The organism is Enterobacter cloacae complex sp. SHL020, from assembly GCF_049236945.1.
GTDB classification, from domain to species: domain Bacteria; phylum Pseudomonadota; class Gammaproteobacteria; order Enterobacterales; family Enterobacteriaceae; genus Enterobacter; species Enterobacter dykesii.
Genome location: NZ_JBMKJF010000008.1, coordinates 40,191 through 52,325, shown reverse-complemented (window position 1 = coordinate 52,325; position 12,135 = coordinate 40,191). Strand labels below are relative to the sequence as shown.

Sequence of the window (12,135 nt, the reverse complement as noted above, 5' to 3'; positions counted from 1 at the left end):
TGCTGTCAGGCCGCGCTGCCTGCGACCCGACGGGCGGTAATGTAGTGTGCCTGCCAGTAATCATCCGTCAGGGTTGAAACCGTTACGCCCTGACTGGTTGAGGCATGAATAAACTGGTTTTCGCCAATATAAACGCCGACGTGCTTGCGGTTCGGACCCGTCTGGAAGAAGACCAGATCGCCGGCTCTCAGGCGGTATTGCGCCACCTGCACGCCGCGATGGATCTGTTCACTCGTCGTGCGCGGCAAATTAAGATGCGCCGCATCGGTGAACAAGTGCTGCATCAGCGCGGAGCAATCCACCCCGCGATGCGTGGTTCCGCCCCACTGGTAGTGGGTACCTTTCCACTTCTGGTATTGATCGAGAATACGCGAGCGCAGCGGGCCCGTTTCCTGATGCACCAGCGCAGATTTCGCCGGTGATGCTGCCAGTTCGCTGTTCATCGATAACATCGACGCTGGCAGTTGAAAGCTGAACGCAGAAAACGAAGCAAAACTTAACGTGAGGATTGAAATAAGCGATCTAAGTGTCATATCAAGAAAGAAGTAGTGAGTGAGTTTTTCCTTACCTGTGGGGGCCAATGGTTCCCCTAAATATCTTGCGATGTGGCGATAATATAGACAGCTCGTTTTTTCACCAATTGTTATCGAGGCCAAAAATGGACTCACCTTGAGATCGCAAGATCGAGAAAAAAAGAGTGGTGGTATAAGGACTGTCCAGCTAAAGCAGGTAAACTGATCCGCAGAATGTGTATTTCAGCTAAGACGTATTTATGACCAATATGATTGCCGATGAGACGGTGGCTAAATCCAGCGTGCTCTCTGTCTTTGACTTTGACGGGACATTAACGCACCACGATAGCTTTATTCCTTTCCTGCGTTTTGCCTTCGGTAAACGCTACTTCGCGGGCCGTCTGGTGCGCATGGCGCTGCCCACGCTCCACTGCGTGCGTCGCAAGCTGACGCGCGATGAGCTTAAGGAAGTGCTGATTAAAACCTTCCTGACGGGCGTGGATGAACACTGGCTGCGTCAGCAGGCGGAAGCCTTTTGCGAAAAATACTGGAACAAGCTGATGCGCCCTGAAGGGGTTCTGGCGGTGGCGGCTGAGGTAAATTCCGGTGCGGAGGTGACCATCTGTTCCGCGTCCCCGGCGCTGGTGCTCCAGCCATGGGCTGATAAGCTCGGCATTAAGCTGATTGGCACGCAGCTGGAAGTGAAAGACGGCAAGCTGACGGGGCGCATCACGGGCAATAACTGCCGCTGCGCCCAGAAGGTGGCAAGGCTGGAAAAAGTGTATGGCGATCTGAACGCCTATCACCTGCGCGCCTGGGGAGACACCCGCGGCGACCACGAGCTGCTGGCGGCGGCGCAGGATCCACACTGGCGGCACTTCCACCACCCGCGCAAGCGTCGGAATTCACCGATTAAGGGTTAGGTGCGGTCCGGTGCCCTCACCCCGCCCCTCTCCCACAGGGAGAGGGAGAAAACGATGCATCAGGCCTCACGTTTTCCCGGGAACATCACGCTCGCAATAATCCCCAGTGCCAGCACGCCTAGTACCACAAACAGACTGGCCGTGGCGCCAATGCTGTAACCGTGATGCCAGAAGTGATCGGTGGCATTTAAACCGAGCTTGAACGCCACGAAGAACAGCAGCAGAACCACGGCTTTCTCGAGGTGCACCAGATACTGCTTCAGCGCTTCCAGCACGAAGTAAAGCGTACGCAGGCCGAGAATGGCGAACATCATGGCGCTGTAGATAATCAGCGGCTCGCGGCTCACGGCAATAATGGCCGGCACGGAGTCAAACGCGAACATGACGTCAGAAAGCTCGACGACGGCTACGCAAAGCAGCAGCGGCGTCGCATAGCGCTTCGCCTTCTTCACGCGGCCAACCATCACCTCCTGGTTTTCCGGTTTCTCCAGCTCCGCATCCACCTCTTTCTGGGTCAGAATAAAGGCGTTGCTGCTGATTTTCGGCCAGACCGGGTAGAAGCGCTTCACCATGCGATAGGCGAGATGGCCCGAGTAATCCTCCACTTCGTCGCTCTCTTCATTGCGCCTGAGCATCATCACCGCCGTCCAGCCGACGACCAGCGCGAAGATCACCTCAACGTACGGCCCCAGACTCAGCAGGCTGGTGCCAATAGCCACAAAGATGCCGCGGAAGACAATCGCCCCCAGCACGCCCCAGTAGAGCACGCGGTGACGGTACTTATCCGGCACGCCGAACCAGGCGAAGATCGCCATCATCACGAACAGGTTATCGACGGAGAGCACCTCTTCCAGCGCATAGCCGGTAAGGAACAGGCTCGCCATCTCGGCGCCGTGGTGAACGTACAGAAATCCGGCGAAGGCCATCGCCATCATGACCCAGAAAACGGACCACATCGCCGCGCTTTTCAGCGAGATCGGTTTATCGTGACGGTGCATAAAGAGGTCGATAAACATCGCCCCAACGGCCATCACCACGAAGACAACAACGGTTTCCGTCGGGAAACCGAGATGAGCAGCAGACATACACAACACCATACAAACTGACAAAAGCCAGTAACAGAAAAAGATCGTTACTTTAGCACACCCGTCGTCTAGCCGCTCATACCGCGCAAACGCTGCAGCACCGCCACCAGAACCGCCACAGACCAGCCTACCATCAACGCGCCCACCAGCCCTTCCACTCCGCCGATGAGCCGCCAGTGCTGGGGTAACGTGACGTCGCCGTATCCCACGGTGGCGTAGCTGACCAGTGAAAAATAGAAGCTGGTGTTCCAGTCATTAAACGCGTCGATGACAAAATAAAACCCAGCAAACAGCCCGGCCTCAAGGAGATGGGCGAAGATCATGGAGATCACGATACCGACATTGCGTAAAACAATGCGTACCGCAGAATCGACTTCTAATTTGATGAATTTTAAAACGCCAAACATCCACAGCGAATGGATCACCACGGTTAGGGTAAGCAAAATAATAATACTGAGTAGCTGCATGATGCGTGCTCGACCAAAAGGAGTATGGCCCCGCTAACGCGGCGGGGCACCTGGTCGAAGCTTAGTTGAATGGAAAGCAAAAGTTGGTGCAATAATTGCGCTGCGTGACTATTTCTCTGCCAGCGCGTCCTGCTTGCGGCTGGTTAGCAGCTAAAAGCGATGTATCCGCAGCGCGCTATCTGTGAGTCACCTCTTATTTACATCATTTAAACCTTCCATTAACTGGATAAAAATAACGCACCGTCGCTATAGTGGTTTTGTTTAATAAAACTGAGTTGTACCTAATAAAACAAAGAACAAACCCTGCGAGGACACAATGACAGAACATTTACGTAACGGCGCTACCGCCACCGAGGACATAGAAAGAGAGACGATGCGGAAGGTGATCTGGCGTATTCTCCCGTTTCTGATTGTCAGTTACCTGGTCTCCATTATCGATCGCGGGAATATCGGCATGGCTTCGCTGCAGATGAATGAGGACCTTGGCCTCAGCAAAGCCGCGTTTGGCTTCGCCAGCAGCCTTTACTTCGTGGCCTATTTTTTGTTTGAGGTACCCAGCAACCTGGCCATGCAGAAAGTCGGTGCCCGGCTGTGGATCCCGCGCATTATGATCAGCTGGGGCATCGTCTCCATGTGTATGTCCCTGGTGCAGAACACCACATCGCTCTATATCGTCCGTTTTCTTCTCGGTGCTGCAGAGGCGGGCTTCTTCCCGGGCGTCGTGCTGTATCTGACCTGGTGGATCCCGTCCCGCTACCGCGCACGCATTATTGCGTCCTTTATGGTCGCCATCCCGCTCGCTAACTTCATCGGTTCCCCGCTTTCCGGATTGATACTGTCACTGGATGGCTGGCTGGGTCTTCGCGGCTGGCACCTGCTGTTCATTATTGAAGGCTTGCCGGCGGTGCTGCTGGGTATTGCGGCCTGGTTTATTCTCCGGGATCGTCCTCACCAGGCGAGCTGGCTTAGCAGCGAACAGAAACAATGGCTGGAAACCACGCTGGAAACCGAGCGCAATCAGCAAAAGAATATCGGACATCAGACCACGTGGCAGTTGCTGAAGCATCGCCAAATCTGGCTGATGGCGCTGATTTACGCCGGAGCATCGTCCGCGGGCACCACCATCAGCGTCTGGTCTCCTCAACTGCTGAAATCCTTCCATCTCGATAATCTTGAGACAGGTCTGCTTAACGCTATTCCTTACGGTCTGGCATCGGTTCTCATGATTGTATGGGGACGGAACTCCGATCGTACCAACGAACGCCGCTGGCATACCGCGCTGACGCTGTTCATGATTGCCGCCGGCGTGTTTGCCGCCTTTGCGAGCGTCTCGCTGTCTGCCACGATCGTCATCCTCAGCATTATGCTGATAGGCGCTTATTCAATGAAAGGGCCTTTCTGGGCGCTGGCGTCCGGTTGGATGAGCAGTACCTCAGCGGCGGCAGGACTGGCCGCGATTGGTGCCATCGCAAACCTGATAGGCGGGGCAGTGATGGTAAACGCGTACGGCATTATCAATGAGCGGACGGGTAGCTACACGCTGGCTATGCTTCCGCTGGCCGTGCTGTGCGTGGCCGGGGGTATCGCGGTACTCATCATAGGACGGCAGGCTCGCAACGCTCAGCTACACGAAAAACAGGTCACGCATTAGTGATGACAGGAGCGGGACAAATGTCCCGCTTCTGCGTTTAAAGATTTTCTTCCGTCGCGTCGCTCGTTTCACCAAAGAACTGCTGACAGAAGGGCTTACTGGCACCCATTTTCTGCGAAAGACGGCTTGCAGCCGCCTTCATCAACTGCCCTATTTCCTTCTCACGACGATCTTCCGTCAACCGCGAGATGGGACCGGTCAGGGCTAACGCCGCAACCAGCTTGTCGTGAACGCCGAAGACAGGCATCGCAAACGCAGCGGTATGGGGATCGCGTGCGCCTGACGTGTAGAAAGGGAGTTCAGCGTCTTCCTCCGGCAGGCTTTCATTGAGCCCCCAATGACGCAATACCTTACTGATGGCCGAATTATCGAGCGGGAACTGGCTGCCGGGAAGATTGCTGTGTCGCAGGCCATGCGACGCTTCAGCGCGAAACAGGCAAAGGCGTTGCCCTCCCTCCAGCACATACCAGCTGGCACTCTCCTGAGACGCCAGAGATAAGGCCTGAAGCTCTGGCTGAACCACCCGGGAAAGATGGAAAGATTGTTCATACAGCTTGCCGAGGTAAAGCAGACGTGGGCCAAGCGCATAATTGCCGTCTTCATGCCTGACGACGTAATTCATCCGTTCAAGAGAATTCATCAAGCGGTAAACCGTGGTTTTGTGATAACCCGACAGCTGTGCCAGCGCGGTCAGCGTCAGGCTCTCATCCCCAGGACGGAAGCAATCCAGTAAAGCCAGCGCTTTTTCAACCGCTACAACGCCTTCATTCCCCATCATTATCTCCTTGTTAGCCCGGCAGTGAGTGTACCTCAAATTTTGTGAGTCACTTCGTGTTTACATCACAAACGCCACCTCGGGTCTGGCTAAAAGGAAAGCAACACCGCTATAGTTGTTTTGTTCTGTACACCTGCATTGTACTCAGTAAAACAATATGGAGGCATTTATGTCCGTTACTGAAAAAAAACCGATTAATCGCCAGTTCGAGCGCGTTTCTGCTGAGGACGTTCGTCGGGCTGCCGAGTATCAAGCAGCTATTCTGGCCGACGTGGCCGGTCGCCGCGGTACGCTTCATGGCCGCATCAAACCACTGGCCCCACATATGTCCGTTGCGGGTCCGGCCGTCACCGTGGAAGTCCGTCCGGGTGATAATCTGGCGATTCATGCCGCGATGGCGGTGGCGCAGCCCGGCGATGTCCTGGTCGTCGATGGCAAAGGCGACCTGAGCTGCGCGCTGCTTGGCGAAATCATGGCCACTCAGGCTCAGGCGAGCGGTATTGCGGGCATCATTATTGACGGCGCTGTACGTGACGCCGACACCCTGAGCAAAGGTCACTACCCTGTCTTTTCTGCCGGTCTGAACCCCTGCGGCCCGACAAAGTTAATTTCTGGCCGGGTTAATCATCCCATTTCAGTCGCCGGGGCGACGGTTCAGGCCGGGGATCTGGTTGTCGCGGATATCGACGGCGTGGTCGTGATCCCGCGCGATGAGGTTCAGGAGGTTATCGCGCTGGCAAAAGGAAAGCTGGAGATGGAGACCCGGCGTCTTGCCGCCATTCGTGAAGGCGATTTACGTCCACACTGGCTTGATGACGCGCTTCGTAAGGCAGGTATGTTAGCTGACGGGGAGACGCTGTGATGGGGGGCAAAGACGTAGTTCTGGTTACCGGAAGCGACCTGGCGGAGCAGGCCATGGTGATGTTGCAGGGCTTTGAGGTAGTGTTTGCGGGCCGCCAGCCCACAGAAGATGACCTGATCGCGCTGTGTGAACGACACAATCCTGTGGCGATTCTGGTACGTTACGGCCGGATCACCGCGAAGGTCATGGATGCCGCCCCGGCACTGCAGGTTATTTCCAAGCACGGAAGCGGGATCGATGTGATAGACCAGACGGCAGCGGCCGAGCGCAACATCGCCGTCCGCGCTGCGCCAGGCGCAAACGCGGCCGCAGTGGCTGAACATACCTGGGCGCTGATCCTCGCCTGCGCAAAGTCAGTGGTGCCTCTGGACAAGCGGCTGCGGGACGGGCACTGGGATAAGGCGATGCATAAATCCATTGAACTCGAGGGCTTAACGCTGGGGTTAATTGGGTTGGGTGCTATCGGCTCGCGCGTGGCGACTATTGGTCACGCTTTCGGCATGAAGGTGCTGGCTTACGATCCCTATGCTAAGACTATGCCTGCTCTGTGCGAACGCGCAGAAACGCTGAACGGACTTCTTTCCCGTTCCGATGTCATCTCTTTGCACTGTCCGCTGACCGATGAGAATCGGGGGATGATCAATAGCGAAACGCTCGCACACTGCAAGCGGAACGCCATTCTGGTCAATACGGCACGCGGTGGACTGATCCACGATGAGTCGTTACTGGCGGCGCTCACGGATGGCACGCTGCACAGCGCCGCGCTGGACAGCTTTCCCCACGAGCCGCTGACCGCGCCGCACCTCTGGCAGTCCGTAGAAAACGTGGTCATTTCACCGCATATTGGCGGCGTTACCGCAGCGTCATATATCAGGATGGGGACCGTGGCCGCGAGCAATATTCTGGCCGTGACGGACGCAACCACCGTCAGCTCGTAAAGCCAACCGCGACGAGTGGCAGCGCGCTTATGTCACTTGTCTTCTGCCAGCGCCTGAGCACATGCCCAGGCACTTGCCCATGCCCACTGGAAGTTGTAGCCGCCGAGCCAGCCGGTCACATCCATCACTTCGCCAATAAAGTAGAGCCCCGGCACGTTACGCGCTTCCATGGTGCGGGACGAGAGCTCATTCGTGTCGACCCCGCCCAGCGTGACTTCCGCGGTTCGGTAGCCTTCCGTGCCGTTTGGCTGCACGCGCCAGTTTGTCAGCGTCTCTACCAGCGTCTCCTGCTCGCGGCTGTTCAGCTGCTTGAGAGACACATCCGGAATCTGCCCCAGCGCCTGCAAACATTCCACCAGACGTTTTGGCAGCTGCATTGCCAGGGTGTTTTTCAGGCTTTGATTCGGGTGCGCGGTACGCTGCTCGTTAAGGAACGCGTCGAGATCGCAATCGGGGAGCAGATTCACCGTGACAAACTCCCCCGGCTGCCAGTAGCTGGAGATTTGCAGTACCGCCGGGCCGGAGAGGCCGCGATGGGTAAAGAGCAGATTTTCGCGGAACACCGTCCCGTCTTCGGCGGTAATGACGGAGGGAACAGACACGCCGGACAGCGTCTGCAGCTGTTCCAGAAGCGGTTTATGCAGCGTAAACGGCACCAGCCCGGCACGCGTGGGCAAGACTTTCAGGCCAAACTGTTCGGCAATCTTATAGCCGAACGGGGAGGCGCCCAGCCCCGGCATAGACAGGCCGCCGCTGGCGATCACCAGGCTGTCTGCGCTGACGGTTTCACCGTTCAGCTGCAGCGTGTAGCCCTGGTCGTCGCGGGCGACCTCCAGCACTTCCGTGCGCAGACGCATCACCACACCGCCCTTCTCGCACTCGGCCACCAGCATATCGACAATCTGCTGTGCGGAGTCGTCGCAGAACAGCTGTCCCAGCGTCTTTTCATGCCACGCGATACCGTGCTTACCGACCAGGTCGATAAAATCCCATTGGGTGTAGCGCGCCAGCGCAGATTTACAAAAATGACGGTTTTGGCTCAAATAGGCCGCGGGCTCAACATACAGATTAGTAAAGTTGCAGCGCCCGCCGCCGGACATCAGGATCTTACGGCCGGGCTTTTTACCGTTATCCAGCAGCAGCACGCGACGACCCGCCTGTCCGGCCATTGCCGCACAAAACATACCCGCCGCACCGGCGCCAATTACCACGGCATCAAACCTTTCCACGTCAAAACCCTCTTTGTTAACTGCCGCGGATTGTAAAGTTTCCTCTGTGGTCACACCAGCGTAAAAAGATATTACAAAGGCATTCCATTGAAATTTAAAGAATATCCTTTATGAGGCATTTCTCAAATCAGGTGGTATGTCAAAAAAAGTCTATATTTCACTTTGCCCGCCGCGCATTTGTCCTGGATAATGCGCCGCGTTCATGTCCTCAAAATGGCGTAACGTCCTATGCTACATTTGTTTGCCGGCCTGGATTTACATACCGGGCTTTTATTATTGCTTGCTCTGGTTTTTGTACTGTTTTACGAAGCGATCAACGGCTTCCACGACACTGCAAACGCAGTAGCGACGGTTATCTACACTCGCGCAATGCGATCGCAGCTTGCGGTTGTTATGGCGGCGGTATTTAACTTTTTTGGTGTCCTCCTGGGCGGGCTGAGCGTTGCGTATGCCATCGTGCATATGCTGCCAACGGATCTGCTGCTTAACGTTAGTTCTGGCCATGGCCTCGCTATGGTGTTCTCAATGCTGCTTGCTGCAATTATCTGGAACCTCGGTACCTGGTATTTTGGCCTGCCTGCATCCAGTTCTCACACCCTCATCGGCGCGATTATCGGTATCGGGTTAACCAATGCCCTGATGACCGGAACCTCCGTCGTTGATGCGCTGAACCTGCCTAAAGTATTGGGCATTTTCGGCTCCCTGATCATCTCCCCTATCGTGGGCCTGGTAGTCGCGGGTGGATTGATTTTTATCCTGCGTCGCTACTGGAGCAACACGAAAAAACGTGCGCGTATCCACCTGACGCCAGCAGAGCGTGAGAAGAAAGACGGCAAGAAAAAGCCGCCGTTCTGGACGCGTATCGCCCTGATCATTTCCGCTATCGGCGTGGCCTTCTCTCACGGCGCGAACGACGGGCAGAAAGGCATTGGTCTGGTGATGCTGGTTCTGATCGGCGTCGCACCGGCAGGCTTCGTGGTAAACATGAACGCCTCGGGTTACGAAATCACCCGTACCCGCGATGCGGTCAACAACGTTGAAACCTATTTCCAGCAGCATCCTGACCTGCTGAAAAAAGCGACCGGCGTTGATCAGTTGATCCCTTCTCCAGAAGCCGGTGCAACCACCGCGCCTGGCGAGTTCCACTGCCATCCGGCAAACGCGATTAACGCGCTGGAACGTGCGAAAGGCATGCTGGGCGATATCGAAAGCTACGACAAACTGGCTGTAGAACAGCGTGGTCAGCTGCGTCGTATCATGCTCTGTATCTCTGATGTGACCGATAAAGTCGCGAAGCTGCCAGAGGTGAATGGTGACGACAAACGTCTGCTGAAGAAACTGAAAAGCGATATGCTCAACACCATTGAGTACGCGCCAATCTGGATCATCATGGCCGTCGCGCTGGCACTCGGTATCGGTACGATGATTGGCTGGCGTCGTGTGGCGACCACCATCGGCGAGAAGATCGGTAAGAAAGGCATGACCTATGCGCAGGGTATGTCCGCGCAGATGACGGCGGCAGTGTCTATCGGTCTGGCGAGCTACACCGGTATGCCGGTATCGACCACCCACGTACTCTCTTCGTCCGTGGCAGGTACCATGATTGTTGACGGCGGCGGTCTGCAGCGCAAAACCGTGACCAACATTCTGATGGCCTGGGTGTTCACCCTTCCGGCCTCAATCCTGCTGTCTGGCGGTTTGTACTGGATTTCGCTGAAGCTGATTTAATCGGTTGAAGGCGACAAAAAAGCGGGTCAGGAAACTGGCCCGCTTTTTTTATGCTCAGTGCCAAATCATCAATGCAATCATACTGACCACGACCAGCCCGCACAGGGCGCTGGTCAAAATGAACTGACGACGCAGGCGCTCGCAGCGACGAATAAACTCTTCATCGTGATGATCGCGGTAGCGCTGGTAGTAGATGTATCCCACCAGACGCATCTGCTTGCTGGGCTGTCCATGCGAGGTGAAGAACCCTCCACCGTCCACATACTGATAAAGCAACGGATCGCAACCACGAAGTACCACTAACAGCGCACGTAACGATGAGAAGTAGCGCGCCATATTCACTATGCAAACCACGCATAACGCCCAAAACAATGCGACGGTGCTAATCATACATCCTCCCCGGCGTCCGCCCACGAAGCAAGGCTCCTGAGCTACCGCACCCCAATGCCCTGACAGACAGTTCAGTGAAAGAATGACCAGAAGTCGATCCGGTTCGCGTTTTAATATCCGAACGGCTCATTTAATAGTGTAGGAGATCCGTTAATTTTTTTGCCACAAGGTTAATCGTTATCAACACCAAAGCTTGAAAAATATGTTTAACTGGGCCGTAATGAAAGTATCAGACGACGGCATTCTCACTTAGTCATCGATAACTTAAGGAAGGAGTAACACTATGGCTTACAAACACATTCTCATCGCGGTTGACCTCTCTCCGGAGAGCAAAGTGCTGGTTGATAAAGCGGTATCCATGGCACGTCCCTACAACGCGAAAGTTTCGCTGATTCACGTTGATGTGAATTACTCCGACCTCTACACCGGTCTGATCGACGTGAATCTTGGCGATATGCAGAAACGCATTTCCGAAGAGACTCACCATGCCCTGAGCGAACTCTCCACCAACGCGGGCTATCCGATTACCGAAACCCTGAGCGGCAGCGGCGACCTGGGCCAGGTGCTGGTTGATGCGATTAAGAAATACGATATGGACCTGGTGGTTTGCGGTCACCATCAGGACTTCTGGAGCAAGCTGATGTCATCAGCGCGCCAGCTGATTAACACCGTTCACGTGGATATGCTGATTGTTCCACTGCGTGACGAAGAAGACGAGTAAGTGCGTTAAATTCCCCTCACCCTAACCCTCTTCCACAGGGAGAGGGGATAGATCGAGGACACAGGCCGGGTAAGGCGAAGCCGCCACCCGGCTTTTTTTATTCCGGCGTACCCGGATAAATATCAAACCGGTGCCCTTTGGTGACCACTGCGTTAGCGGTCGCAACGTCCGCCAGCGGCGGCGCATAGTCCGGGCGCTTTACCACCACCCGCTTCGTGGCAAGCTGACGAGCCGGCTCCAGCAGGCCATCGGCATCCAAATCCGGCCCCACCAACGACTGAAACACCCGCATCTCTTTCTTCACCAGCGCGCTTTTCTGCTTATGCGGGAACATCGGGTCGAGATAGACCACCTGCGGGCGCGGGGTGATATCCGTCAATGCCGTCAGGCTGGAGGCGTGGATCAGCTGCAATCTTTCCTGTAACCACGGGCCGATTTCCGGGTCCGCATAGCCTCGCGCCAGCCCGTCGTCGAGCAGCGCAGCGACCACAGGATTACGCTCCAGCATCCGCACGCGACAGCCGACTGACGCCAGCACAAACGCATCGCGCCCCAGCCCCGCCGTGGCATCGACCACGTCCGGGAGGTAGCTCCCTTTGATGCCGACCGCCTTGGCCACCGCTTCGCCGCGACCGCCGCCGAACTTGCGCCGGTGCGCCATCGCGCCGCCGACAAAGTCGACGAAAATCCCGCCGAGCTTCGGTTCGTCGCGCTTACGCAACTCCAGATGTTCCGGCGTCATCACCAGCGCCATCAGGTTTTCTTCATCGTGCTCCAGCCCCCAGCGGGCCGCCAGAACAGATAAGGCGCCGTCTCCGGCGCCTGTTTCATCTACTAAGCAGATCTTCACGTAA

General features: G+C 56.0%; 13 protein-coding genes. 6 read left to right on the top strand and 7 right to left on the bottom strand.

The annotated features are described in order from the left end of the window. Positions 1-5: 5 nt before the first annotated feature. The gene (locus ACOTZB_RS17865; protein WP_421627987.1) at positions 6-533 is read right to left on the bottom strand and encodes an NlpC/P60 family protein; all 528 of its coding nucleotides are present in this window, start codon (positions 531-533) and stop codon (positions 6-8) included. A gap of 239 nt (positions 534-772) precedes the next feature. Here ACOTZB_RS17865 and ACOTZB_RS17860 point away from each other — a divergent pair, with 239 nt between their 5' ends. Further along, the gene (locus ACOTZB_RS17860) at positions 773-1,435 is read left to right on the top strand and encodes an HAD family hydrolase (protein WP_014885577.1); all 663 of its coding nucleotides are present in this window, start codon (positions 773-775) and stop codon (positions 1,433-1,435) included. A 59-nt stretch (positions 1,436-1,494) separates the two neighbouring features. Here ACOTZB_RS17860 and ACOTZB_RS17855 read toward each other — a convergent pair whose 3' ends face one another. Both ACOTZB_RS17855 and ACOTZB_RS17850 read right to left on the bottom strand, forming a co-directional pair. After that, positions 1,495-2,520: a TerC/Alx family metal homeostasis membrane protein gene (locus ACOTZB_RS17855; RefSeq protein WP_421627986.1), complete on the bottom strand. Its 1,026-nt coding sequence runs from the start codon at positions 2,518-2,520 to the stop codon at positions 1,495-1,497. A 68-nt stretch (positions 2,521-2,588) separates the two neighbouring features. Next, complete coding sequence (locus ACOTZB_RS17850; protein ID WP_047652928.1) at positions 2,589-2,987, bottom strand: potassium channel family protein; 399 nt, start codon at positions 2,985-2,987, stop codon at positions 2,589-2,591. 316 nt (positions 2,988-3,303) lie between these two features. Between ACOTZB_RS17850 and ACOTZB_RS17845 the strand changes: the two genes are divergently transcribed. Next, complete coding sequence (locus tag ACOTZB_RS17845; RefSeq protein ID WP_421627984.1) at positions 3,304-4,638, top strand: MFS transporter; 1,335 nt, start codon at positions 3,304-3,306, stop codon at positions 4,636-4,638. A 37-nt stretch (positions 4,639-4,675) separates the two neighbouring features. Here the strand turns inward: ACOTZB_RS17845 and ACOTZB_RS17840 are convergent, their stop codons facing one another. Continuing rightward, entirely contained in the window at positions 4,676-5,413 is a 738-nt protein-coding gene (locus tag ACOTZB_RS17840; RefSeq protein ID WP_421628074.1) for an IclR family transcriptional regulator, read from the bottom strand. 169 nt (positions 5,414-5,582) lie between these two features. On the opposite strand from ACOTZB_RS17840, the gene ACOTZB_RS17835 reads away from it, so the two are divergent. Further along, positions 5,583-6,275 carry an RraA family protein gene (locus ACOTZB_RS17835; protein ID WP_126330588.1) on the top strand — a complete coding sequence of 231 codons (693 nt, stop codon included), beginning with the start codon at positions 5,583-5,585 and terminating at the stop codon, positions 6,273-6,275. Then, entirely contained in the window at positions 6,275-7,213 is a 939-nt protein-coding gene (locus tag ACOTZB_RS17830) for an NAD(P)-dependent oxidoreductase (protein ID WP_193805264.1), read from the top strand. The genes ACOTZB_RS17835 and ACOTZB_RS17830 overlap by 1 nt, the downstream gene beginning before the upstream one ends. Before the next feature lie 32 nt (positions 7,214-7,245). Here ACOTZB_RS17830 and ACOTZB_RS17825 read toward each other — a convergent pair whose 3' ends face one another. After that, entirely contained in the window at positions 7,246-8,442 is a 1,197-nt protein-coding gene (locus ACOTZB_RS17825; protein WP_033147086.1) for an NAD(P)/FAD-dependent oxidoreductase, read from the bottom strand. 228 nt (positions 8,443-8,670) lie between these two features. Between ACOTZB_RS17825 and pitA the strand changes: the two genes are divergently transcribed. Next, positions 8,671-10,170, top strand: a complete 1,500-nt coding sequence (pitA, locus tag ACOTZB_RS17820) for an inorganic phosphate transporter PitA (RefSeq protein WP_023309552.1) — start codon at positions 8,671-8,673, stop codon at positions 10,168-10,170. Between the two features lie 54 nt (positions 10,171-10,224). On the opposite strand, the gene uspB is transcribed toward pitA, so the two are convergent. Next, entirely contained in the window at positions 10,225-10,560 is a 336-nt protein-coding gene (gene uspB, locus ACOTZB_RS17815; protein WP_003861224.1) for a universal stress protein UspB, read from the bottom strand. Positions 10,561-10,843: 283 nt separating this feature from the next. Here uspB and uspA point away from each other — a divergent pair, with 283 nt between their 5' ends. Then, positions 10,844-11,281: a universal stress protein UspA gene (gene uspA, locus ACOTZB_RS17810; protein WP_003861223.1), complete on the top strand. Its 438-nt coding sequence runs from the start codon at positions 10,844-10,846 to the stop codon at positions 11,279-11,281. Between the two features lie 97 nt (positions 11,282-11,378). On the opposite strand, the gene rsmJ is transcribed toward uspA, so the two are convergent. Continuing rightward, positions 11,379-12,131, bottom strand: coding sequence for a 16S rRNA (guanine(1516)-N(2))-methyltransferase RsmJ (gene rsmJ, locus ACOTZB_RS17805; RefSeq protein ID WP_421627982.1), 753 nt, complete (start codon positions 12,129-12,131; stop codon positions 11,379-11,381). Positions 12,132-12,135 lie beyond the last annotated feature (4 nt).

Excerpts from the sequence above, each read along its gene's own strand:
- ACOTZB_RS17865 (WP_421627987.1), bottom strand. The coding sequence starts at position 533 with ATGACACTTAGATCGCTTATTTCAATCCTCACGTTAAGTTTTGCTTCG.
- ACOTZB_RS17860 (WP_014885577.1), top strand. The coding sequence starts at position 773 with ATGACCAATATGATTGCCGATGAGACGGTGGCTAAATCCAGCGTGCTC.
- ACOTZB_RS17855 (WP_421627986.1), bottom strand. The coding sequence starts at position 2,520 with ATGTCTGCTGCTCATCTCGGTTTCCCGACGGAAACCGTTGTTGTCTTC.
- ACOTZB_RS17850 (WP_047652928.1), bottom strand. The coding sequence starts at position 2,987 with ATGCAGCTACTCAGTATTATTATTTTGCTTACCCTAACCGTGGTGATC.
- ACOTZB_RS17845 (WP_421627984.1), top strand. The coding sequence starts at position 3,304 with ATGACAGAACATTTACGTAACGGCGCTACCGCCACCGAGGACATAGAA.
- ACOTZB_RS17840 (WP_421628074.1), bottom strand. The coding sequence starts at position 5,413 with ATGGGGAATGAAGGCGTTGTAGCGGTTGAAAAAGCGCTGGCTTTACTG.
- ACOTZB_RS17835 (WP_126330588.1), top strand. The coding sequence starts at position 5,583 with ATGTCCGTTACTGAAAAAAAACCGATTAATCGCCAGTTCGAGCGCGTT.
- ACOTZB_RS17830 (WP_193805264.1), top strand. The coding sequence starts at position 6,275 with ATGGGGGGCAAAGACGTAGTTCTGGTTACCGGAAGCGACCTGGCGGAG.
- pitA (WP_023309552.1), top strand. The coding sequence starts at position 8,671 with ATGCTACATTTGTTTGCCGGCCTGGATTTACATACCGGGCTTTTATTA.
- uspB (WP_003861224.1), bottom strand. The coding sequence starts at position 10,560 with ATGATTAGCACCGTCGCATTGTTTTGGGCGTTATGCGTGGTTTGCATA.
- uspA (WP_003861223.1), top strand. The coding sequence starts at position 10,844 with ATGGCTTACAAACACATTCTCATCGCGGTTGACCTCTCTCCGGAGAGC.